The sequence below is a fragment of the Sphingomonas sp. P4_G2 genome (assembly GCF_056401155.1).
On the sequence record NZ_JBFUJY010000005.1, the window covers coordinates 271,838 to 294,156 of the forward strand.

At 64.4% G+C, this 22,319-nt stretch carries 17 protein-coding genes and 1 pseudogene; 8 read left to right on the plus strand and 10 right to left on the minus strand.

Annotation, left to right across the window (positions count from 1 at the left end):
- Positions 1-46 precede the first annotated feature (46 nt).
- The 3 genes from AC1DRD_RS15825 to AC1DRD_RS15835 all read right to left on the minus strand — a co-directional run bounded on the left by AC1DRD_RS15825 (position 47) and on the right by AC1DRD_RS15835 (position 3,407).
- Complete coding sequence (locus tag AC1DRD_RS15825) at positions 47-508, minus strand: hypothetical protein (protein WP_478028807.1); 462 nt, start codon at positions 506-508, stop codon at positions 47-49.
- A gap of 39 nt (positions 509-547) precedes the next feature.
- Entirely contained in the window at positions 548-2,434 is a 1,887-nt protein-coding gene (locus AC1DRD_RS15830; protein WP_478028808.1) for a DUF5060 domain-containing protein, read from the minus strand.
- A 145-nt stretch (positions 2,435-2,579) separates the two neighbouring features.
- The gene (locus AC1DRD_RS15835; RefSeq protein ID WP_478028809.1) at positions 2,580-3,407 is read right to left on the minus strand and encodes a phosphogluconate dehydrogenase C-terminal domain-containing protein; all 828 of its coding nucleotides are present in this window, start codon (positions 3,405-3,407) and stop codon (positions 2,580-2,582) included.
- 94 nt (positions 3,408-3,501) lie between these two features.
- Between AC1DRD_RS15835 and AC1DRD_RS15840 the strand changes: the two genes are divergently transcribed.
- Complete coding sequence (locus tag AC1DRD_RS15840; RefSeq protein ID WP_478028810.1) at positions 3,502-5,295, plus strand: D-apionate lactonase family protein; 1,794 nt, start codon at positions 3,502-3,504, stop codon at positions 5,293-5,295.
- Positions 5,296-5,324: 29 nt separating this feature from the next.
- Here the strand turns inward: AC1DRD_RS15840 and AC1DRD_RS15845 are convergent, their stop codons facing one another.
- From AC1DRD_RS15845 to AC1DRD_RS15855, 3 genes are read right to left on the minus strand one after another with little or no spacing between them, the layout of a single operon-like run.
- The gene (locus tag AC1DRD_RS15845; RefSeq protein WP_478028811.1) at positions 5,325-6,065 is read right to left on the minus strand and encodes a transcriptional regulator NanR; all 741 of its coding nucleotides are present in this window, start codon (positions 6,063-6,065) and stop codon (positions 5,325-5,327) included.
- 43 nt (positions 6,066-6,108) lie between these two features.
- The gene (locus tag AC1DRD_RS15850; RefSeq protein ID WP_478042096.1) at positions 6,109-7,506 is read right to left on the minus strand and encodes a glycoside hydrolase family 140 protein; all 1,398 of its coding nucleotides are present in this window, start codon (positions 7,504-7,506) and stop codon (positions 6,109-6,111) included.
- A 20-nt stretch (positions 7,507-7,526) separates the two neighbouring features.
- Positions 7,527-8,786, minus strand: coding sequence for an MFS transporter (locus AC1DRD_RS15855; protein WP_478028813.1), 1,260 nt, complete (start codon positions 8,784-8,786; stop codon positions 7,527-7,529).
- 219 nt (positions 8,787-9,005) lie between these two features.
- On the opposite strand from AC1DRD_RS15855, the gene AC1DRD_RS15860 reads away from it, so the two are divergent.
- Positions 9,006-10,595 (plus strand): DUF5060 domain-containing protein, encoded by a 1,590-nt coding sequence (locus AC1DRD_RS15860; RefSeq protein WP_478042097.1) that lies wholly within the window; start codon positions 9,006-9,008, stop codon positions 10,593-10,595.
- 55 nt (positions 10,596-10,650) lie between these two features.
- On the opposite strand, the gene AC1DRD_RS15865 is transcribed toward AC1DRD_RS15860, so the two are convergent.
- Positions 10,651-11,076: a type II toxin-antitoxin system VapC family toxin gene (locus AC1DRD_RS15865; RefSeq protein ID WP_478028815.1), complete on the minus strand. Its 426-nt coding sequence runs from the start codon at positions 11,074-11,076 to the stop codon at positions 10,651-10,653.
- Positions 11,076-11,318, minus strand: a complete 243-nt coding sequence (locus AC1DRD_RS15870) for a type II toxin-antitoxin system Phd/YefM family antitoxin (RefSeq protein WP_478042098.1) — start codon at positions 11,316-11,318, stop codon at positions 11,076-11,078. Before AC1DRD_RS15870 ends, AC1DRD_RS15865 begins: the two co-directional genes overlap by 1 nt.
- 323 nt (positions 11,319-11,641) lie before the next feature.
- Here AC1DRD_RS15870 and AC1DRD_RS15875 point away from each other — a divergent pair, with 323 nt between their 5' ends.
- The gene (locus tag AC1DRD_RS15875) at positions 11,642-11,881 is read left to right on the plus strand and encodes a DUF6894 family protein (protein ID WP_478028817.1); all 240 of its coding nucleotides are present in this window, start codon (positions 11,642-11,644) and stop codon (positions 11,879-11,881) included.
- A gap of 21 nt (positions 11,882-11,902) precedes the next feature.
- Here AC1DRD_RS15875 and AC1DRD_RS15880 read toward each other — a convergent pair whose 3' ends face one another.
- Positions 11,903-12,292 (minus strand): hypothetical protein, encoded by a 390-nt coding sequence (locus tag AC1DRD_RS15880; protein WP_478028818.1) that lies wholly within the window; start codon positions 12,290-12,292, stop codon positions 11,903-11,905.
- A gap of 60 nt (positions 12,293-12,352) precedes the next feature.
- Between AC1DRD_RS15880 and AC1DRD_RS15885 the strand changes: the two genes are divergently transcribed.
- The 4 genes and pseudogenes from AC1DRD_RS15885 to AC1DRD_RS15900 all read left to right on the plus strand — a co-directional run bounded on the left by AC1DRD_RS15885 (position 12,353) and on the right by AC1DRD_RS15900 (position 20,761).
- Positions 12,353-12,940, plus strand: a complete 588-nt coding sequence (locus AC1DRD_RS15885; RefSeq protein ID WP_478028819.1) for a TetR/AcrR family transcriptional regulator — start codon at positions 12,353-12,355, stop codon at positions 12,938-12,940.
- An 11-nt stretch (positions 12,941-12,951) separates the two neighbouring features.
- A pseudogene (locus tag AC1DRD_RS15890) lies at positions 12,952-13,044 on the plus strand (DUF1989 domain-containing protein); the annotation flags it as partial.
- A gap of 240 nt (positions 13,045-13,284) precedes the next feature.
- Positions 13,285-18,663: a HAMP domain-containing protein gene (locus AC1DRD_RS15895; protein WP_478042099.1), complete on the plus strand. Its 5,379-nt coding sequence runs from the start codon at positions 13,285-13,287 to the stop codon at positions 18,661-18,663.
- A 16-nt stretch (positions 18,664-18,679) separates the two neighbouring features.
- Entirely contained in the window at positions 18,680-20,761 is a 2,082-nt protein-coding gene (locus tag AC1DRD_RS15900; protein WP_478042100.1) for a response regulator, read from the plus strand.
- Positions 20,762-20,765: 4 nt separating this feature from the next.
- Here AC1DRD_RS15900 and AC1DRD_RS15905 read toward each other — a convergent pair whose 3' ends face one another.
- Positions 20,766-21,692 (minus strand): LysR family transcriptional regulator, encoded by a 927-nt coding sequence (locus AC1DRD_RS15905; protein ID WP_478042101.1) that lies wholly within the window; start codon positions 21,690-21,692, stop codon positions 20,766-20,768.
- A gap of 48 nt (positions 21,693-21,740) precedes the next feature.
- Here AC1DRD_RS15905 and AC1DRD_RS15910 point away from each other — a divergent pair, with 48 nt between their 5' ends.
- Positions 21,741-22,304, plus strand: coding sequence for a hypothetical protein (locus tag AC1DRD_RS15910; RefSeq protein WP_478042102.1), 564 nt, complete (start codon positions 21,741-21,743; stop codon positions 22,302-22,304).
- Positions 22,305-22,319: the final 15 nt, after the last annotated feature.

The following is a 22,319-nucleotide window of genomic DNA, read 5'->3' on the forward strand; positions in this document are numbered from 1 at the left end:
CCAAATCCCCGCCGCAACCGAACGGCTGGGCTGGGGAATCCACCCGCTATTTCTTCCAGGCGGTGATCCGCACCTCGGCGCCCTCGTCGAGCGTTGTTGAGACCCCATAAGCGATGATGCCGGCGCCCTCGATCCGGATGCGCTGACCGAGATCGTCCTGGCCCTCATTGCCGCGCGAACTGGTGACGGAGACCAGCCGCGACTGGATCGGGTAGCTCTTGTCGCCGATCCGGATCGCGTCGAACGAGAAGCTCAATATGTCGTGGTCGGCGCGATCAACCACCCCTTCGACTTTGGCGCCGCGCAACTCGCGCGGATCGATCAGCTCGCCGGTGACCGGCTCGCCGACTTTGCTGGTCGCCGCGCTCATCGAGCTCGTCATCTTGACCAACATCGAGCTGTTCGCGTCCGAGAGTATTGCCGCTCCCTCTTTCTCCCGCCCGCTTTCCTGGGCCGAAGCGCCCGTCGCATAAAATAGCGCGGCGAGTACAAACATGGTCTTGTTCATGGCGTGATCCAATTTCATCGTGTCGCCGAATGGGCGGCGTCAGTTGACCTTGCGGACCAGCACGGCCCAGTCGCTCGAAGTGTCGGACGGCGCCTTGCCGAGCGATCGGCTACCGCCGCCCTCGACGGTGCGGACGCTGCCGTCCTGGAGTTCGCCGCCGGCGCGCGGGTTGTACCATTTGACCTCGAACCTGCCCGGTGTCTGCGACAGATCCAGCGCCGTCGACCCGCCCTCGGGCAGATAGACTGCATAGATCTGGCCGGGTTTCGCCAGGACGTAATCGTCCTTGGCCGGGGTGAGCTCGTCGGCATGGCGCATGTCCTGGACCGGCAGATAGCGGACGACGAAATCCTGTGCGTAATGGATCAGGTCGAACAGGTGATCGCGCGAGCGGTAATCCTCCATATTGAGGTCGCCGATCGGGTCGGTGAAGAAGAACATCGTCCCCGTGCCGCCCGCCATATAATGCCCCCAGATCGCCAGCTTGCGCACCCGGTCATGGGCATAGTCTTCGGTATCGGGGCGGACGCCGGGGTTCATCTCGATCAGGTGGACCAGCCACGGGTGCCCGGCGGCATCCGACTTGTCGAGCCACTTGATCGTCTCCGCATGCGTGTTCTCGGCATCGTGCTGGAGTGCGGTGGAATCGAAATTGGGAAAGCCCAGCAAACGGCCATAGGTCCGCTGATCGTCGATCAGCTCGGCCTTCCACTGCACGTACTGGATCGGGTGCTTATAGGGGTCGATCGCCTTGATGTAATTGGCGATGTCCTCGATGTCCTGGGTCTTGAAATAGCGGAACCGGTCCATCTCCTCGTCCAGGTCCCAGACGATCCCGGAATGGTGCGCGAACCGCGCGATCAGCTCGCGATAATAGAGTTTGCGCTCGACGCTCATCTTGCCGAGCGTCTGTTCGCCTTCCTCCTCCTGGGTGATCATCATCACCTGCATGCCCAGGCGATCCATGTGCGAGAAGACGATCTCCCACTGGCCCAGCTTGGACACGTCGTAGCGGGTATGCTCGTCGTAGGAGATCCACGGATTGATATCCATGGCGTCGCCGTAATTGTTCATCGTCAGCGTGTAGAAACTGTTCATCCCCTTCGACGCCAGATAGTTGAGTGCGCCGATAATCCCCTTGCCCTTGCCGCCCTGCCAGCTGGGGTCGCCGGGCTTCCAGTCCCTGACGTGCGGGTCGTAATGATGAAGCTGGTCGGGGTAGGGCAGGCCCTTCTGCCCGCGGAAATCCCTGGTGTTGTCGAACTGGTAATAAGCCAGGAAATTCTCCGGGCTCTGCGTGCCCGCCATGACCAAATATCGCTTGCTGCCGGCATATTGCAGGAAGTGCTTGCCGACATAGCGCAGCATGCCGTTGGCGCGGGCATCGCGGCCGGTCTTGTCGCTCGGCGCGACCGTGAACGCGCCGCGTGTTCCATCGAACGAGGTCGCGGTGCCGGCATTCGGGTCGAGACTGACTGCGACCTCGGGGCCGGTCCGGAACGACGCGGTGTAGGTCCAGGTGCCGACCTCGTCGGGAACGAAATCGACCCGCCACAGATTGCCTGCGGTCGCGCTGGTCTCCGCGGCATTGCCGTCGGCGGCATAGTAACCGGGCACGACATAGACCTTGTCGCCGTGGCGGAAAGTCACGTTGAGCCGGTAGTTGAGAAACGGGTTGAGCTTGGCGGTTTCGCTGGTCTGCGGGCCGGCGAAGGTCAGCTGGACGTCATGCCATTGCTTGCGTTCGCCAACGATCCTCACGGTTGACGCCGCGCGCGGCTTGGCGGTGGCCGCGTGCAGCATTGGTGCAACCATTCCAGCGCCGCAGCCAAGGCTGGCCAGCAAGGCGATCGTACCCCTGACGGACATGTGCAGCCGCCGGCGGCGCACCATGCGCGCCGCCGCCGTCGAACAGGCTCTTGCCATCATCCTCTCCAATGGTCCGCGCCGTTTCCCGCAACGCGGCCGGTGTCGCTCGAACTGTTGTTCTGAACTGGTATGATGAGATCATAAGTCTGCCGGGCGAGTCAATGCACACCGTTGATCAGCAGGCGAAAATCGGGCGGAAATTTCAGGTGATACGCTGGATGCTCGCAGCAAGCTCGTCGGCGTCGAACACGCGCTTCCAGTCGTCGCGCACGATCGCCGGCTTTCCGAACAGGATCGCCTTGTTGCAAGCGTCCGAGAATTGCCCGGGAATGTGCTGGAAGATCACCGCCGCCAGGATGTTCATATGGCCGAGCAGGAAGTCGCGCGCGGCCTCGGCGGGCACGCCGCGCGCCACCACTTCGTCCATCGCCTCGCGCATCGTGTCGAGCAACGACGCGCACACGGTTTCCGACAGGCCGGGTTCGAGCAGCGCCATCTGGTCGACCGTGACGCGGTGCGAGCGCAGGATCGGTGCCCAGATCGTCCGTGCGACCGCCTCTCCCAAGGCATAATGCTCCTCGGGTCCCTGCATCATCGCGTTGACGATCGCCTGGCGTGCATGGAGCCCCCCGAACCGGTCGTCGCGCGCGGCGGGATCGGTCTCGTCGTTGAAGATCGGCGGGTGGCAGGGATGGGTGACGAAATAGGTGAGGTCGGCACGATCGGGCAAATGCCCGGCGAACGGCGCGGCGGCATCGAGTGCCATCACTATTGTTCCGGACCTGAGCGACGGCGCGATCTCATGCGCGACTGAGCCGACATGCGTGTCGGGCACCGCGAGGATAACCACGTCGACGCCATCGATCGCCGCGGCGACATCGACGCACGTAATGCCAAGCTCGTCGCGCAGCCGCGCGCGGCCGACCTCGCCGGGTTCGACGTGCCGCACCTCATAGTCGCTGCCCTGCAGGTTGCGCGACAGCCGCGCGCCCATCTTCCCGCCCGCACCGAACAGCGCAATCGCCACCATGTTTTCAACCCTTCCGATCAAATCGCTTGCTTTCGTGGTATGATGGTATGATGAGTTGTGCAAGCGCTGGATCCAAGAGGGCGCGGGGAGAGGAATGGCCAAGACCGAGGCCGATGCGCTGGCTTTGTACGGCACCGACGCGCCGCCCGCGCCGGTGCGCCATTTCGCCGTCGGACGCCTTTCCTTCGACTTGGTCGGCGGCAATCTGCGCTCGATCCGCGTCGACGGGGTCGAGGTGGTGCGGGGCATCCAGTACCTGGTTCGCGACCGCGATTGGGGTACGCTGGCCCCGACGATCCATTCCTTACATGTCGAGCAGTCGGACGATCGGATCGAAATCTATTACGGTGCCGATTGCACCGGCCCCAATGGCGAGCATCTGGTTTACGGCGCGACCATCGCCGCGTTAGGCGACCGCCTGATCTTCTGCGTCGAGGCGCAAGCGGTCGACGACGTCACGCTCAACCGGCTCGGCTTCTGCGTGCTTCATCCCGCTGCGCTGGCGGGGGTGCCGCTTCGCGTCGAGCATGGCGACGGATCGATAGAGGAATCCGTCTTTCCCGAGCTGATCGCTCCGCTTCAGCCTTTCACCGACATCGCCGCGCTGATCCATCGCCAGCGCGGCTTGACCGTGTCGTGCCGCCTCGATGGCGACATTTTCGAGATGGAGGACCAGCGCAACTGGTCCGATGCTTCGTACAAGACCTATGTCCGGCCGCTCGCCAAACCGTGGCCCTACGTCATGCCGGGGGGCACGATCGAGCATCAGTCGGTGCGCATCGAGATTGAAGGCGACGCCGTCGAGCAGGCGTCGCAAGAGGGCAGCGTCACCGTCGCGATCGGCGAGACGATCGATCCGATGCCGCGGGTCGGGCTGGTTGTCGCGTCGGCCCAGGCCGACGCCGTGCTGGCGGTACGCGGTGCGTTGCTCGACAGCGGCGTCCAGGACTTGCTGCTGAGCTTCGAGGCGCAGGCCGGGCAGGGGCTTGCCGAGATGCAGGCGCTGGCGCGCGCCGTCGATGGGCTGTCGCATCGCAAGACACTCGAATGCGTGATCGCGACGGACGGCGATCTCGACATGGAGTTGCAGGCGGTCGCCGATCACGTCGCGGCAACGGGACTGAAGCTCGACGCGATCGCACTCTATCCGGCACCCGATCTGCGATCGACGCCACCCGGCAGCGAGTGGCCCGCTTGCCCGCCTCTGTCCGATGTCTACGCCGCCGCGCGCCGGGCATTTCCTCACCTGGAACTGGGCGGCGGGATGTACGGCTATTTCACCGAACTCAACCGCAAGCGCCCGCCGCTCGACCGGCTCGATTTCGTCAGCCACGCGACCTGCCCGATCGTCCACGCTGCCGACGATCTCGGCGTGATGCAGTCGCTTGAAGCCATTCCCCACATCCTGCGCTCGGCGCGCGCGATTATCGGCGACAAGCCCTACCGGCTCGGTCCGGTGACGATCGGGATGAGGCAGAATCCCTATGGCTCGCGCACCATGCCCAATCCGGCGCGCGAGCGGATCGCGATGGCAATGGCCGATCCGCGCCAGGATGGCCGCTTCGCTGCGGCCTGGACGATCGGCTATGCCGCCGCGACTGAAGGCGCCGCGCTCGATACGCTGACCTTGGGAGCGCTGACCGGCCCGCTGGGCGTGCTGGGAGAGGAAGGGTCGCGGCCGGTGTTCGCGGCGGTCGCGATGCTCGCGCGGATGGCCGGGTTGAAGCGGCGTGAGTGCCGATCGTCGGCACCCGACAAGATCGCCGCCATCGCTGCGGGCGGAATAGTGGTGGTCGCCAATTTGACCGCCGATGTGCAGGTGGCTCGCATCGGCGAGCGCGAACTCTCGCTGCGGCCGTTCGAGATCGCCGAAACGAGCGCCAGTTAAATCGTGCCGAGAGGGTATTGGGCCGGGGATTAGCCCGCCGTCGGACCCTCGCGATGCGCATAGAGATGGTTCGACCGTGCGAGGTGCCGGGTCAGCGCCTGTTCGGCGCCGTCCGGGTCGTGCGCGGCGATGCGCTCGATCAGTTCGGCATGCTCGGCCAAAGTCTGGTCGCCATGACCCTGCCAGATCAGCATGTGCGCATGATATTCCTGCAGCCAGCCGAGCATCATCTCGCTCACCGCAACGAAGATCGGGTTGCCGGTGATCCGCGCCACGCGCGTATGGAAGTTCATGTCGGCGTGGATAAAGGCGACCGCGTCGCCGGCGGCGGCGGTCTGCCGCGCGTGGATCGCGCGTAAATCCGCCACATCCTCGGCGGTCGCCTGTTCGGCGGCGCGACGCACCATGCCGCGCTCGAAAAAGCTGCGGGCTTCCTTGAGATGTTCGAGCGATTCGGGCGACGTCGACAGCAGCATTTGCGCGATCGGATCGAGCTGCCGCATCGCCGATTCCGCGGTGAGCTGGCGGACCTTGGCGCGTTCGCCATGGCTGATCGTGACCAGCCCGAGATTGGCGAGCGCCTGCATCGCTTCACGGATCGCCGGGCGGCCGACGCCGAAGCGCGCCATCAATTCGCGCTCGGACGGCAGTGATCCTCCCGGACCGCATTCGCCGCTGACGATCATCGCCTTGAGTCGGTCGAACACCTCGTCGGACAATTTGCGCCGGACGATCGGATCGGCAGCGGAAAATGCATCTTGTTGAGCCATGCGCTGCTTCAATAGCGCCCGGACGGGCCGCGGGATAGCAGCGCTATTTCCCGCTCGTTGCCGCCGCATCGTCGAGCAGCAACGCCCAGTCGTTGCCCGCTGCCGGCGTGCCGGGCGGAGTGAACAGGCGTTTGCCGCGATTGGCAAAAGTGCCGATCGCCTGTGTCTGGCCGGTACGCGGATCGTACCAAGACGCGCGCACGCGTTTGCCGCTGATCTTGCCCATCTGCACGCGGAACGGCTTGCCCGTATAGCTATAGGCGATGGCATAGCTGGTGCCGCGCGTCGCCGCGACGCGGTCATAGCGCGTGCCGTTGCCGACGATCAGCGACTGGTCGGGTACGCGCTCGAAATAGGGCCGCGAAAGGATCAGGTCCTTGAGGAACCGCATCTGCCCGCCGCCCGGCGCCTTCAACCCGTCCTGCCACGAGATTTTGGGCCAGTAAGCGGCTTTCTCGCCCGGCGTGTAGAACTGCATCACGCTGTTCTCGCCATAAGTGTGCCCGAACGCACCGGTGAGGACCGACCACCAGGCGTAGCGGCGCGCGTCCGCCGCTTGCCAGATTGGAAACTGCACGAAATCGAGGCCGTGCGGGATATTCTCGTAACTCGGTTCGCCGTCGATCGTCGGCTTGGCCGGGCGGCGCTTCCAGTCATCCTCGATATAGCGCCAATTGTCCTCGCCATAGGCGCAGCGCTGGGTGTCCTGCGCGTAATCCTGGTGCCCCGACTGGAACATGTCGAAGTCGAGCCACGCCGCGTCGTGGAACACCCAGGAGGAATCGGTCCGCCCGAACGGATGGAAAGTCATCAGGTGGTTGTGGTCGATCGACTTGATCGTCTCGCCAAGCGCGCGCCAGGTCAGCGTCGCCATGTCGGCATGGGTGTCGCCACCATTGATCCAGACGATATTGGGCTTGTCCTTGTAGCGCTCGGCGAGGAAGCGGCCATAGATCGGCGCATTGTCGACCGTCAGCTTGCGCATCTCCGCGAACGTGCCCCAGGCGGGCACCAACGCGACGTACAGACCGTGCACGGCGGCGCGGTCGACCACCCAGTCGAGATGGTCCCAATAATCGTACTCGCCGGGCTTTGACGGATCGTTGCTCGGCGTGACTCGCGGCCGCGCGATATCGCCATCGACCAGGGCCGGTCCGGTCAGCGGGTTCGCCATTTCCGGCCGATGGAGCACCATGACCTGGATGACGGTGAAGCCCTGCCGTTCGCGAGCGGCGAAATAGTCCTCGACCTGCTCGCGATCGAGCTTGGAGAGGAGGAGCCAGCCGGTGTCGCCCAGCCAGAAGAACGGCTTGCCGCCGGCCTCGAGATAGCGGCCGTTGCTCGACACCTTGAGCAGCGGCGTTCGCTCCTGCGCCGTTGCCGGAAAAACGGTCGCCATCGCTAGCGCCAGTGCCGCGATCGCCGCCTTGGTCCAGCGCATTTTCCCCTCCTTCGCGTATGTCAGCGTGCGGGCTTCATCCCCGCCTCGATTTCCTCGAGCGACTTGCCTTCGTTGCGCGGCGCGCCCAGGAATCCAATCAGCCCGCTCACCACCAGGAAACTCACCAGGATCCAGGCGAGCGTGGTGAAGCCGGTCGCGGTCAGCGCCGGCACGAAGAAGCTGAACGCGCCCAGCGAGACGCGGACCACCGCGAACATCACCCCTTGCGCGGTGGAGCGCAGCAGGGTCGGGAACATCTCCGCGCTCCACAATTGGAAGAAGCTCTGCGCGCCGAACCCGCCGCCGAACGACATCAGGAACACGTGAATGATCGCGACAGGCAGGGTTAGCGGGAAGATCGCGAGCAGCGACATGCCGATCACCTGGATCACCGCCGATATGCCGAACATCAACCGCTGGTTCACCCGGTCGGAGAATTGCATGAAGACGAGGTAGATCGACAGCATGCCGATGAAGAAGCTCAGCGTCTGGACCGCCACGGCGGTGAACTGGCTCTGATTGCCGACCGTGCGCAGGATGAACGGAAAGAAGAAGCCGTTGGTCCCCGCCCAAAGGTTCCAGATACCGTACATGCCAATCAGGAACGCCATCGAGCGGATGTGCTGCCAGGTCAGCAAGTCCCTCAACTTGCCGCGGCGACGTTCCGCGGCGGGCAGCGCCTGGGCTTCGAGCCAGCGCCTGGACTCGTGCATGCGGGCGCGCAGAAAGGTGAGGGCGACCGCGAGGATGGCGAGGTGCGCGAACACGATGCGGGCGCCGAGCAGGCCCAATGGCGAGAGCGCCGCGAACATCAGCAGCACGACGGTCGGGCCAAGATACCACAGCACCTGAGCGGAGCCGCTATGCTTGCCCCGCGAATCGTCGGGGGCCTGTTCGGCGATCAGCGACCAGGACGCCGGGATATCGGCACCTACCGCCAGACCGACCAGAAAGAACCCCAGCACGACCATCCAGGCGTTGATCGCGAACACCAGCCACAACATGCCGAACGCGTAGAACAGCATGTCATACTGGTAGATCTTCTTGCGGCCCAAGAGATCGCACAGCCGCCCGCCGATCAGCGCGCCGATCCCCGCCGATATTGCGTTGGGCCCGAATGCTCCAAGGACGCCGAGCGTCGTGTTGCTGAGCCCGTACGCCTCTTGCCACAATGCCAGCGCCACCGAGCCCGCGACGATCGATCCGGCGTCGATATAATTCGCCAGACCCGCCAGGATCGTGTCCCGCCAGCCTCCCGTCGCGGAGCCCCCCGTGGTCATTGGCATGCTCTCCGTAAAGCGTATGATAATATTATTAAGCGAGTGTAGCATCGACGCGGTGCGACGCAAGTCTTCGTGCGTCGGCACCCGGTTTGTCGAGAGCGGTGCCGTAGCAATTGATCATATTATAATCCCAAATTGACTCGACCCGAGGCGCCCGATACCTCTTCGGAAACCCGGCCGACGTTGCAATTCGGCCGCCACGGAGAGGATGAAGCGATGGGACTTTCGCGGCGCGCAGTGCTGGCCAATGCCATGGTGCTGGGAGCGGCCGCCGCTTCGGGTCCGATATCGGCGGCAACGAAGCGCTCGCCCGACAAGCGCGTCGAACGCTGGGGCGTATACGAGATCGCGCTCGATGGACCCCAAGCCGGCAATCCGTTCGACGATGTCATCCTGTCGGCGACCTTCACCGCCGGCGGCCGGACGATCCGCGTCCCCGGCTTCTATGATGGTGACGGCGTCTACCGCATCCGCTTCAGCCCGCCCGAAATCGGTAATTGGCGCTGGACCAGTGAGAGCAACGCGCCCGCGCTCAACGGCCGCACCGGCGCATTCGAGGCGATCGTGCCGGACCCCGGCAATCATGGTCCAGTCCGCGTCACGAAGGACGGCTATCATTTCGAATATGCCGACGGCGCGCCGTTTCGCCAGATCGGCACGACCAGCTATTCCTGGGCGCTGCAATCCGACGCCCGATGCACCGAGACGCTGAAGACGCTCGCCGGCGCGCCGTTCAACAAGATGCGCATGCTGGTCTTTCCCAATGTGGAATCGGTCGCGACCAATCCGTTCGTGCGGACCGGCGATGGTCCCAAGGACTGGGATCCCGCGCGCTTCGACCCTGCTTTTTTCCGCCGCTACGAGGACCGGATCGCCCGACTGGGCGCGCTCGGCGTCCAGGCCGACGTCATCCTGTACCACCCGTACGACGCCAAGCGCGGCTATTCCGACATGACGCGCGCCGATGACGAGCGTTACCTGCGCTACGTCGCCGCGCGGTTCGGCGCCTATCGCAACGTCTGGTGGTCGATGGGCAACGAATATGATGCCATCAAGACCAAGACGATGGACGACTGGGACCATCTGTTCCAGGTGCTGGTCGCCGCCGATCCGCACGACCGACTGCGCTCGATCCATCAGATCAATACCTATTACGACGCGCGCAAGCCGTGGATCACCCATGCCAGCATTCAGAACGGCGCGGCGGTGCTCGACGACATCCGTGCCGAACTGCACCGCGCCTTCGCGCTCAAGCCGGTGATCTTCGACGAAGTGGTCTATGAAGGGAATTCGGACAAACGCTGGGGCCAATTGACCGGCGAGGAGATGGTCGAGCGCTTCTGGTACGGACTGATCGGCGGCACCTATGTCGGCCACAGCGAGACGTTCGACGCTAACCGCAATGCCGATTTCTCCTGGCTGGGGCAGGGCGGCAAGCTGGTCGGCACCAGCCCGCCGCGGCTCGCCTTCCTGCGCAAGATCATGGAAGAGGGGCCGGTCCCCGGCATCGAACCGATCCAGGCGTGGTGGAATTATCACCTCGGCGGCAAGGCCAATCATTATTATCTTCGCTATTTCGGCGCCGATCGCCCGACCGAATGGGACGTCACCTTGCCTGGCCGTGGCGAGGATGCATTACAGAGCTACCGGATCGACGTGATCGATACCTGGAACATGACGATCACGCCGGTCGACGGCGTGTTCAAGATGGCCCGCAAGAACGATTATGACGTGCACGACCCGGCGCGGCCGAAAGTCGCGCTGCCGGGCAAGCCCTGGATCGCCCTGCGGGTGATGAAAGTCTGATCCAGTCTCCCATCACGATTTCCGAGCAAGTCTGCCAAGCCGGAGAAGGGTCGGATCAAGCGAGCAATTGCGTCGGGACGCCGAGCGCCGGCCCGGCTTCCGCGAGCCGTTGGTCAAGCGTATGAACCGCGGCGCCATGTTCCGATGCGATAGCAAGATGCAGCGCATCACCGGCGCGAAGCCCGAGCGCATGCTGATTGGCAAATTTCGCCGCCGCCCGAAATTGTCCGCCCGTCACGCCCAGGACGGTGAAGCTCTCCGCGACCAGCTTGTTGAACATGGCGAGCGCCGCCGCGCGCTGCTCCAGGCTGATCTGTCCGGTCCGCAGCTTGATCGCCATGGCGGAAGACAACTCGGTGACGGTCCAGTCGCTGATCAGCAGTTGTGCGGGATCCTGCTCCGTCAGCCACGCCTGAATCCGCGGCGTCGTTGCTTCATTGGATAGCGCTGCGACGATCAGCGACGTATCGAGATAGAGCATCAGTAGCGATCACCGTCCCGCATCGACCGCACGAGGTCGGCAGCACTCTCGGGCTGCGGGGGCATCGCTGCCGTTAGCGATTGAAGTAGCGCGGCATCGATCGGCTTGCGTGCCCCGACTACGGCGGTCAGCCGCGCAACCGGCTTTCCACGGCGGGTGATATCGATAGAATCCCCGGCTTCGACCCGGTCGACCAGCTCGCTCAGATGGGCTTTCGCCTCCGCCAGATTGATTGCTTCCATTGCCGTGTTCCTGACCATCTAGATGGTCATCTAGTGCATTTGTCCTAAAAAATCCAGCACGTCACTCCTACTCGACGGTGAAACCTCGCCGAGCCGGCCGCGTTCGGAAATGCATGACTCAGCTTGCTACCACTCCCTCACGCTCGGGCTCGACGATGCCGAGCGGGCATTGATCATGAGCCGCGACCAATTGGCCGGAACGGACGAAACCCTGGCCGCCTTGCCCCGCGAAATCGCCGCAGGATCCGCGTCTCGAGCGGAATCGCATTGATTTTAGGCAAAATACGAAACCAAATCGCGGCAGCGGCTTTCTGGTCATCGCGATGACCCGCTATTATTTCAACGTCTATAACGATGAGATCACGCTGGACGAGGAGGGCGCCGACTTGGCCGACACGCCGGCGGCGCTACGGCGCGCGGCCGAAGAGGCGCGCAATTTCGCCGCGGAATCGGTCAAGGCGCACGGTCACCTGGTGCTCCACCACAAGATCGAGGTGGAGGATGAGGGGCGCAACAAGATTGGCGTCGTCTATTTCCGCGACGTCGTCGCGATCGAACCCTGACGCCCGGCGCTTTAGCCAACCTCACGCATATCGCGCCGCCGCCATGCAGACTGTCGTGATCGCCAGCAAAATGGCGGCGAGGCGCTCGCCCGCCGCCATTCGGCTGGCCGCGGCCTCATCGAGACTCCGGCCGCGCAGGCCGATCGCCAGCCAAATCTGCACCAGATAGGCGACCAGCGCGCAGCCCGCGCCGGCGGCGAGCAATTTCTCCGGCGTCTCGAAACTGCCGGCGTGGAGCAAATGCCCCAGATAAGCACCCGACAATATCGCAACGGTCGCTGCACCGATCTGCGGACGCAGCAACTGTTCGGCGCCCTTGCCTCCGGTGCGCGCCAGCACGAAAGTGCTGCCTGCCCAGAAGGTGGCGGCGAGAATGTGGAGCGAAAGCGCAATGATGATGGTGGTCTGCATGGACGGCCTCGGAGCGACTCGATATACATACTGTATAGTGAACTATGCGGCGCGTACCAAGTGACCAATGATCGCCCAATTGCCGGCTCCCAGCGCGAGGCGGCAGCGGCGGCGACGCGCGCGCGCCTGATCGCGGCCGCCGGGGATATTTTGCGCGAAGGTGGCAGGTTATCGCTCGACGCCGTGGCTCTTCGGGCCGGCGTGACCCGGCTTACCGTGTACAACCAGTTCGGCTCGCGGCACGGATTGCTCGAGGCTGTGTTCGACGATCGTGCGGCGGCGGGCGGGCTGCACCGGATTCCGCAGGCGATGGCGATGACAGACCCGCGCGAGGCGCTGCGCCACATCGTCACCATATTTTGCGATTTCTGGGGCGGTGATGGCGCGGTTCGCAGGTTGCACGAAGTCATCGCCCCCGATCCAGAATTTGCGGCGGCACTTGCCGCGCGTGGCGAGCGCCGCCGTGGCACCGTCGGAACGCTGATCGCACGCTTGGATGTGCCGGGTGACGCAGCGGCGCTGACCGACATCGTCACCGCGTTGACCAGCCAAGGTTTCTTCGCTCAGCTGGCCGACCGGCACGGCACCGGCGAAGCTACGCGAATGGTAACCCGGCTGGTCGATGCGGCGATCGATGCCGGCTGGTAGCGACATCCCGTGAGATCGACCTGATCATCGGGCTGACGGCCTGCTCGGCACTGGATTCGAATGGGGGCACGTTCAAGCCGATCCATTACCGGACCGACAGCTGACCGACGACGTCGATCCGGTCGAGGAGGCATTCTCCGCGACGGCGCCGGCATGATCGAATAGCGGCCCGACAAAGCGGGCAGGTCCGGCGTCGCTACTCCACCAACGCACCGGCAGTTCGGGCCGACCTTTCGCGGCATATTGACCTTTTTTAAACGCCGAACGAGATAGTTCTCCGATGTTAGCGAAAGCGATCGGGGGGTCGCGTGAACGAGCGGGGTGGGAGATGCCTGGAGCCTTAGGTGCACGCAGAACAATCCCCCGAAACGCTGGATCGCCGCCAACTCGTTTCCGCGCTCCGTAGTCTCAGGCGCGGGGACTTTTCGGTCCGGCTGCCGGAGGATCTGTCCGGCACCGACGGGGAGATCGCGATCCTGTTCAATGAGGTCGTCGGCCTCGAAGAACAGATGACCAACGAGTTCGAGCGGCTGTCGCGGGTCGTCGGCAAGGAAGGCAAGATCAACCAGCGCGGGCATGTCCGCGGCGCCACTGGCGGCTATGAGGCGCAACTGCGCGCGCTCAACGAATTGATCGAGGACATGGTGCAGCCGACCGCCGAGGTCGCGCGCGTCATCGGCGCCGTCGCCAAGGGCGATCTGTCGCAGTCGATGACGGTCGAGATCGACGGCCGCCCGTTGCGCGGCGAATTCCTTCGCATCGGCAAGGTGGTGAACACCATGGTCGAGCAATTGGCGTCCTTCGCGTCGGAAGTGACGCGCGTGGCGCGCGAGGTCGGCACCGAGGGCAAGCTGGGCGGCCAGGCCAAGGTGAAGGGCGTCGCCGGCACCTGGAAGGATCTGACCGACAACGTCAACGCGATGGCGACCAACCTGACCGGCCAGGTGCGTAACATCGCCGAGGTGACCACGGCCGTGGCGTCGGGCGATCTGTCCAAGAAGATCACCGTCGAGGTGAAGGGCGAGATTCTCGAGCTCAAGAACACGATCAACACGATGGTCGACCAGCTCAATTCGTTCGCCAGCGAGGTGACGCGCGTGGCGCGCGAGGTCGGCACCGAAGGCAAGCTTGGTGGCCAGGCGCAGGTGCCGGGTATCGGCGGGACGTGGAAGGACCTGACCGACAACGTCAATCTGATGGCGGCGAACCTCACAGGCCAGGTGCGCAACATCGCCGAAGTGACGACCGCGGTCGCCAAGGGCGATCTGTCGAAGAAGATCACCGTCGACGTGAAGGGCGAAATCCTCGAGCTCAAGAACACGATCAACGTGATGGTCGACCAGCTCAACGGCTTCGCCTCGGAAGTGACGCGCGTTGCCCGCGAGGTCGGCACCGAGGGCAAGCTCGGCGGGCAGGCGCAGGTGCCGGGCGTCGCCGGGACGTGGAAGGATCTGACCGACAACGTCAACCTGATGGCCGACAATCTGACCGGTCAGGTCCGCAACATCGCCGACGTGACGACGGCGGTGGCGCGCGGGGATCTTTCCAAGAAGATCACCGTCGACGTGAAGGGCGAGATCCTCGAGCTGAAAAACACCATCAACGTGATGGTCGATCAGCTCAACGGCTTCGCCTCGGAAGTGACTCGCGTGGCGCGCGAGGTCGGCACCGAGGGCAAGCTCGGCGGCCAGGCGCAGGTGCCGGGAGTCGCCGGCACCTGGGCCGACCTCACCGACAATGTGAACCTGATGGCCGCGAACCTGACCGGCCAGGTCCGCAATATCGCCGAAGTGACGACCGCGGTCGCCAAGGGCGACTTGTCCAAGAAGATCACCGTCGACGTGAAGGGCGAGATTCTCGAGCTCAAGGACACGATCAACACCATGGTCGACCAGCTCAACGGCTTTGCGAGCGAAGTGACTCGCGTGGCGCGCGAGGTCGGCTCGGAAGGCAAGCTGGGTGGCCAGGCGCAGGTCGAGGGCGTCGCCGGCACCTGGAAGGATTTGACCGATAACGTCAACGCGATGGCGACCAACCTGACCGGCCAGGTTCGCAACATCGCTGAGGTCACTACCGCGGTGGCGTCGGGCGATTTGTCCAAGAAGATCACCGTCGACGTGAAGGGCGAGATCCTCGAGCTCAAGAACACCATCAATACGATGGTCGAGCAGCTCAACGGCTTCGCCTCGGAAGTGACGCGCGTGGCGCGCGAGGTCGGGTCGGACGGCAAGCTCGGCGGCCAGGCGCAGGTGCCGGGCGTCGGCGGCACGTGGAAGGACCTGACCGACAACGTCAATCTGATGGCGGCGAACCTGACGGGTCAGGTCCGCAACATCGCCGAGGTGACGACGGCGGTGGCGCTGGGCGATCTATCGAAGAAGATCACCGTCGACGTGAAGGGCGAGATTCTCGAACTCAAGAACACGATCAACACGATGGTCGACCAGCTCAACTCGTTCGCGAGCGAGGTGACGCGCGTGGCGCGCGAGGTCGGCACCGAGGGGAAATTGGGCGGCCAGGCGAACGTGCGCGGCGTCGCCGGGACGTGGAAGGATCTGACCGACAACGTCAATCTGATGGCCGACAATCTGACTGGCCAGGTCCGCAACATCGCCGAGGTGACGACGGCGGTGGCGCGCGGCGACTTGTCGAAGAAGATCACCGTCGACGTGAAGGGCGAGATCCTCGAGCTGAAAAACACCATCAACGTGATGGTCGATCAGCTCAACGGCTTCGCCTCGGAAGTGACTCGCGTGGCGCGCGAGGTCGGCACCGAGGGCAAGCTCGGCGGCCAGGCGCAGGTGCCGGGCGTCGGCGGGACGTGGAAGGATCTGACCGACAACGTCAACCTGATGGCGACCAATCTCACCAACCAGGTGCGCGGCATCGCCGACGTCGTGACCGCGGTGGCGCAGGGCAATCTGAAGCGAAAATTGACGCTCGACGCGAAGGGGGAGATCGCCGCGCTCGCCGAGACGATCAACCTGATGATCGAGACGCTGGCGACCTTCGCCGATCAGGTGACCAACATGGCGCGCGAGGTCGGCATCGAGGGCAAGCTGGGCGGCCAGGCGCGCGTTCCGGGTGCGGCCGGCCTGTGGCGCGACCTGACCGACAACGTCAATCAGCTCGCCGCCAATCTGACCAATCAGGTGCGCTCGATCGCCGACGTGGCGACCGCGGTGACCAAGGGCGACCTGACCCGGTCGATCGCGGTCGAGGCGTCGGGCGAGATGGCGGCGCTCAAGGACAATATCAACGAGATGATCCGGAACCTGAAGGATCAGACGCTCAAGAACGCCGAACAGGATTGGCTCAAGACCAACCTCGCACGGTTCAGCCGCATGCTGCAGGGCGAACGCGACCTCTCGACCGTATCGAACCTCATCATGTCCGAACTCGCGCCGCTGGTCGGCGCGCAATATGGCGTCTTCTACGTGACCAATCGCGACGCCGAGGACACCGTGCTCGAACTCGCCGCGAGCTATGGCGCGGAAAATCGCGAAGCGCTGAAACCTGCGTTCCAGCTACGCGAGGGGCTGATCGGCCAGGCGGCCGCCGACAAACGTCCGATCCTGCTCGAGGACGTGCCGCCCGACTTTATCCGTATCGGCTCGGCGCTTGGCGAGGCGCGCCCGGCCAATGTCACCATCCTGCCCGCCTTGTTCGAGGATGAGGTCAAGGCGGTGATCGAGCTCGCCTCGTTCAGCGAGTTCAACGAGACTCACCAGAACTTCCTAGACCAGCTGATGGAGTCGGTCGGCATCGTGCTCAACACGATCGCCGCAACGATGCGCACCGAGGGGCTGCTCAAACAATCCCAGCTGCTGACCCAGGAACTCCAGGCGCGCCAGACCGAGCTCACCACCAAGCAGGAGGAGCTTCACAACACCAACGAGGAGCTCGAAGAGAAAGCGCAGCTGCTCGAGAATGAGAAGCGCCAGGTCGAAGCCAAGAATCTCGAGATCGAGATGGCGCGCCGGGCGCTCGAGGAAAAAGCCGAGCAGCTGGCGCTCACGTCCAAGTACAAATCCGAATTCCTGGCCAATATGAGCCACGAATTGCGCACGCCGCTCAACTCGCTGTTGATCCTGTCCAACCTGCTGTCCGACAACCCGCAGGGGAATTTGAACGAGAAGCAGGTCGAGTTCGCGCGCACGATCAACTCGGCCGGCTCGGATCTGCTCAACCTGATCAACGACATCCTCGATCTGTCGAAGATCGAATCGGGCACAGTCTCGATCGAGATCGGCGAGATGCCGATGCAGGGCCTCAAACAGCATATGGAGCGGACCTTCCGCCAACTCGCCGCGGACAAGAATCTCGATTTCATCGTCGAGTTCGGCGAAGCATTGCCCGCGACGATCCGCACCGACGAGAAAAGGTTGCAGCAGATCGTCCTCAACCTGCTGTCGAACGCCTTCAAATTCACTTCGCAAGGCTCGGTCACCCTGGCCGTCCGCACCGCGGAAAGCGGCTGGAGCACCAATCACCCGGTGCTGCGCGGAGCGGAGCGCGCGATCGAGATTGCGGTGACCGATACCGGCATCGGCATTCCCAAGGACAAGCAGAAGCTGATCTTCGAGGCGTTCCAACAGGCCGATGGCACGACGAGCCGTAAATATGGCGGCACCGGGCTTGGCCTTTCGATCAGCCGGGAAATCGCGCGTTTGCTCGGCGGCGAGCTCCAGGTCCGCTCGACGCCGGGTAAGGGATCGACCTTCACCTTGTTCGTGCCGCTTCAGGCGATCGCGCCGGCGGCATTGCCGGTGGAACCCAGCCAGGCACGCTATGACAATAGCGGCGCGATGGTACCGACGGCGCTGCCCAATACGTTCGACGTGAGCGACGATCGCGACAGCCTCGACGGCTCGCCGTTCGTGCTGATCGTGGAGGACGATCCCACTTTCGCCTCGATCCTGCTCGACGTGGCGCGCGGCGCGGGGCTCAAGGGCGTCATTTCAACCGCGGGCGCGGGCACGGTGGCGCTCGCGCGCAAGCTCCAGCCGAATGCGATCACGCTCGATCTCGGCCTGTCGGATATCGACGGGTTCGTGCTGCTCGACTTGCTCAAGCACGACCCCCAGACGCGGCACCTGCCGATCCATGTGATCTCCGGCGCCGACAAGCTGGCGCGGGCGATCGATCTCGGCGCCGCCGGGGTTACCGAAAAGCCGGCGCAAAGCGACGCGCTCGCCGCGGTGTTTGGCGATCTCGCGGAACGGATCGGCTCCGGTAGGGCGGTGCTCGAACTGGTGCCCGACACGGAGCCGCCGTCGACCGTGCGCTCGGCGCCCGAACTGGCCGGCGCCAAGATCCTGATCGTCGATGACGATATCCGCAACATCTACTCGCTGACCAGCGTACTGGAGAGTTATGGCGTCGAGGTGATGCACGCCGAGCGCGGCCGCGACGGCATCGTGATCCTGGAGGAGACGCCCGGCATCGATATCGCCCTGATCGACATCATGATGCCCGAAATGGACGGCTATGAGACGATGAAGCAGATTCGCCGGCGCCCCGCGCTGGCCGACCTGCCGCTGATCTCGGTCACCGCCAAGGCGATGAAGGGCGACCGCCAGAAATGCCTCGACGCCGGCGCTTCCGATTACATCGCCAAGCCGGTCGATATCGATCTGCTGCTCGCGTTGCTGCGCGTCTGGATTTCGCGATCGAGAGAGGCGCAGCAGGCGGCCGGTGCGGTCCTCGCGGGGCATGCCTGAGATGCCGCGGCGGACCATGCCCCGTGCCCCAACCGTGATCCTCGATCGCGGGATCGTCGACGAACCGGCGCCGGTCGTGCTCCCTTCCGAACGGGCGCGCGTGCTTGTCGTTGACGACGACGAGCACAACCTCGTCGCGATCAGCAATGTGCTCGAGGATCTTGCCGAGATCGTCGTCGCGCGCTCGGGCGAAGAAGCCCTGCGGCACCTTCTCCGCGAAGAGTTCGCGGTCATCCTGCTCGACGTCTATATGCCCGGACTCGACGGCTACGAAACCGCGCAGCTGATCCGCGAGCGCCAACAGACCCGCCGTGTGCCGATCCTGTTTCTCTCGGCGGTCAACAAGGAGATGGAACATCTCTTGCGGGGCTATGCGACGGGGGCGGTCGATTACGTCTTCAAGCCGGTCGAGCCGACCGTGCTCCGCTCCAAAGTCGCGGTGTTCGTCGACCTCTATGCGATGCGCAAGGAAGTGCAGCGCACCGCGGAAGCGCAGCAGCGGCTGCTCGACGACAATCTGCGCGCCAATGCCGAGCGGCTCCATGCCGAGCAGCAATTGCGGCTCGCCGAGCAGCGCCAGGCAGCAATCATCGCCTCGCTGCCGATCACTCTCTACCTCGAAGATGTCGACTGCGAGCCGCGCATGCCCAAGTTCGTCAGCGGCAATTTCGAGACGCTGACCGGGTTCACCTTCGACCATATTCGGCATTCCCCCGGCATCTGGAGCGACCGGCTTCACCCCGAGGACCGGGAGCGGGCGATCGCCGCGCTGGCGGCCCGCGGCCAGGGCGGGGCGCATTCGGTCGAATATCGCTGGCGACACGCCGACGGCGAGTATCGCCATTTTCTCGATCAAGCCGTGCTGTTGCATGATGCGGGTGGATCGCCGGTCGAATATGCCGGGACGCTGCTCGACATTTCGGACCGCCGCGAACTCGAGAGCGAGCTCAACCAGATCCGCAAGATGGAGGCGATCGGCCAACTGACCGGCGGGATCGCGCACGACTTCAACAATCTGCTCGCCGCGGTGCTCGGCGGCATCGGCATGATCGAACGGCAGATACCGCTCGATGCCCAGCAACGACGGCTCGTCGACATGACCCGGCACGCTGCCGAACAGGGAACGCAACTCGTGCGGCACCTGCTGGCATTTTCGCGGCGACAGATGCTGCAACCGGCCGCGGTGGACGTGGCGATGCTGGCGGATGCGATCGACGGGCTGTTGGCGCACACGCTCGGCGGCCGGATCGAGCTCGTCTGGAAATGCGAAGACGGGCTCGACGCCGTATTCGCCGATTCGGCGCAGCTCGAACTGGCGATCATGAACCTCGTCATCAATGCGCGCGACGCCATGCCGGACGGCGGAACCGTGACGATCGAGGCGAGCGGCCACGATGCGCAGGCAAGCGAGGATATCGCCGGCACGCTGCTCGGGCCGGGGCGCTATATCGTCTTCGCCGTGACCGATATGGGCTGCGGGATCGCGGCCGAACAAGTCGAGCAGGTCATGGAGCCGTTTTTCACGACCAAGGCGGTGGGCAAGGGCACCGGCCTGGGGCTCAGCATGGTCTATGGCTTCGCCAAACAATCGGGCGGCGCGCTGCGCCTGACCAGCGAAGTCGGCGTCGGGACCCGCGTGGAGATCTGGCTGCCCGCGGCGCCGGCCGACGCGGCTATGCCCGTCGCGCCGGAAGTGGTGTCCGCACCGGAATCGCGGACCGGCAAACGGCAACTCAACATCCTGCTGGTCGACGATCATGAGGGCGCGCGAGCCGCCACGGCGGCGATGTTGCACGATCTCGGTCATCGCGTCTCCGAGGCCGGTGAAGGAGAGACCGCGCTCAAGATGGTGCGCAAGCAACCTGGAGCCTTTGACCTGGTGCTGAGCGACTATGCGATGCCGCGACTGTCGGGGTCCGACCTGATTCGCCAATTGCGCGAAATCCGGCCAACACTACCGGCGGTGATCATCACTGGTTATGCCGAACCAAACCTCCAGGCGGTCGATGATGAGGTTCCCGTCCTGGTGAAGCCGTTCACTGTGGGAAGCCTCGAGGCGACGCTCGATCTCGCTAGTCGACAGGGCGCCGCAAACTGAAGGTTCAGGCGGTCGCGGTTGGATGTCGGGGCGCCTTCATGTGATCGATGAAGGCGCGGAGCTTGGGCAGCATCTGACGTTTGCCTGAATGATAGAGGAAGACGCCCGGCGTCATGATCGCCAGCGGCGTCAGCAGCGCTTGCAGCCGGCCATCGGCAATCGCCGCCTGGGTGATCGGGCCAGGGACTTGCGCGAGCCCCAGGCCCTGTATCGCGGCACCGAGAAGGGTAGGGTAATCGTGCGCGATCAGCGGCCCGGATACGGCTGCTTCGATCACATCGTTGCCGACCGCGAAGGTCCAAGGCGCGATCGATCCGTTCCAACGGCGCAGGCGCAGACATGCATGGTCGCGGAGATCCTCGACGCGCGCCGGCGGCTCGCGCCGGCGCAGATAATCCGGGCTGCCGACGACGACGAACGGGAATGGGGGCGTGAGTCGTACGACAATCATGTCGGCCGCGATCAGTTCGCCGAGGCGGATACCGGCATCGAAACCGCCGGCCGCGATATCCACCATCTCGTCGCTCGCGGCGATCTCCAATTCTATCTCGGGATAGGCATCGCAGAATGAGGCGATCACCGGCTCGAGGATCAGCGGGACCACGGAGCGGGGTACGGCAAGGCGCAACAATCCAGCCGGACGCTGGCCCAGATCGCGCGCCGCTTCGCTGGCGGCGACGAGTTCGTCAAAGGCGGGGCCGGCCCGGTCGAGGAAGCGCTGGCCGGCTTCGGTCAGGCCGACGCTGCGCGTGGTCCGGGTCAGCAGCGCGGCGCCGATCCGCGCTTCGAGCGACCGTACCGACTGACTGACCGCCGACGGCGTGACGCCCAGAGCCGCGGCGGCCCGGCGAAAACTGCGATAGCGGGCGACGCTCAGGAATGTCTCGACCCCGTCGAGCGCACCGTGCCGGACTGTGAAGTTCTGCTTCATGGATCGTCGAGATTATCGCCGATAGTCGTGCGGGGAAAGCGACCATAGATGCGATCGCGACCTCAACTGCCGGCGGTGCCCGACCCCGCCGCAATCGATTCAGGATCGAAGATCGCCATGTCGACGACCCATATCTTTCAGACGCATCTCTTCCTCGGATATGCGGCGTGGCTGCTGTGCTTTTTCGCCTATATCCTGCCCTGGCTAAAATCGATCGATCGCGCCGCGGCGCATCGTGCGATTGCGACGCTTCACAGCTTCCGCTTCTTCGGGCTCGCCTTCGTCGTCCCGGGCGTGGTCGGCGCCGACCTCCCGGCGCATTTTGCCATACCTGCCGCTTATGGCGATCTCGCCACCGGGCTGCTCGCGCTATTGGCGCTGGCGACCGCTCGGATCCGCCCCGTCTTCTGGCTGTTCGTGGTCGCGTTCAACCTGGTCGGCCTGGTCGATCTCGTGCTTGCCTATAGCCATGCGATCCAGGCCGACCTCCCGGCGCATGCGGGGGAGCTGGGCGCCGCCTATGCGATCCCGATCCTCTATGTGCCGCTGCTGATGATCACCCACGTCACCGCGTTCTACTTCTTGGCGCGCCCGCAACGCGAGGTGGGTTAGGCGATCGCGGGACAC

Excerpts from the sequence above, each read along its gene's own strand:
- AC1DRD_RS15910 (WP_478042102.1), top strand. The coding sequence starts at position 21,741 with ATGCGATCGCGACCTCAACTGCCGGCGGTGCCCGACCCCGCCGCAATC.
- AC1DRD_RS15905 (WP_478042101.1), bottom strand. The coding sequence starts at position 21,692 with ATGAAGCAGAACTTCACAGTCCGGCACGGTGCGCTCGACGGGGTCGAG.
- AC1DRD_RS15875 (WP_478028817.1), top strand. The coding sequence starts at position 11,642 with ATGACCCGCTATTATTTCAACGTCTATAACGATGAGATCACGCTGGAC.
- AC1DRD_RS15860 (WP_478042097.1), top strand. The coding sequence starts at position 9,006 with ATGGGACTTTCGCGGCGCGCAGTGCTGGCCAATGCCATGGTGCTGGGA.
- AC1DRD_RS15845 (WP_478028811.1), bottom strand. The coding sequence starts at position 6,065 with ATGGCTCAACAAGATGCATTTTCCGCTGCCGATCCGATCGTCCGGCGC.
- AC1DRD_RS15855 (WP_478028813.1), bottom strand. The coding sequence starts at position 8,786 with ATGACCACGGGGGGCTCCGCGACGGGAGGCTGGCGGGACACGATCCTG.
- AC1DRD_RS15835 (WP_478028809.1), bottom strand. The coding sequence starts at position 3,407 with ATGGTGGCGATTGCGCTGTTCGGTGCGGGCGGGAAGATGGGCGCGCGG.
- AC1DRD_RS15865 (WP_478028815.1), bottom strand. The coding sequence starts at position 11,076 with ATGCTCTATCTCGATACGTCGCTGATCGTCGCAGCGCTATCCAATGAA.
- AC1DRD_RS15900 (WP_478042100.1), top strand. The coding sequence starts at position 18,680 with ATGCCCCGTGCCCCAACCGTGATCCTCGATCGCGGGATCGTCGACGAA.
- AC1DRD_RS15870 (WP_478042098.1), bottom strand. The coding sequence starts at position 11,318 with ATGGAAGCAATCAATCTGGCGGAGGCGAAAGCCCATCTGAGCGAGCTG.
- AC1DRD_RS15850 (WP_478042096.1), bottom strand. The coding sequence starts at position 7,506 with ATGCGCTGGACCAAGGCGGCGATCGCGGCACTGGCGCTAGCGATGGCG.
- AC1DRD_RS15825 (WP_478028807.1), bottom strand. The coding sequence starts at position 508 with ATGAACAAGACCATGTTTGTACTCGCCGCGCTATTTTATGCGACGGGC.
- AC1DRD_RS15880 (WP_478028818.1), bottom strand. The coding sequence starts at position 12,292 with ATGCAGACCACCATCATCATTGCGCTTTCGCTCCACATTCTCGCCGCC.
- AC1DRD_RS15840 (WP_478028810.1), top strand. The coding sequence starts at position 3,502 with ATGGCCAAGACCGAGGCCGATGCGCTGGCTTTGTACGGCACCGACGCG.
- AC1DRD_RS15830 (WP_478028808.1), bottom strand. The coding sequence starts at position 2,434 with ATGGCAAGAGCCTGTTCGACGGCGGCGGCGCGCATGGTGCGCCGCCGG.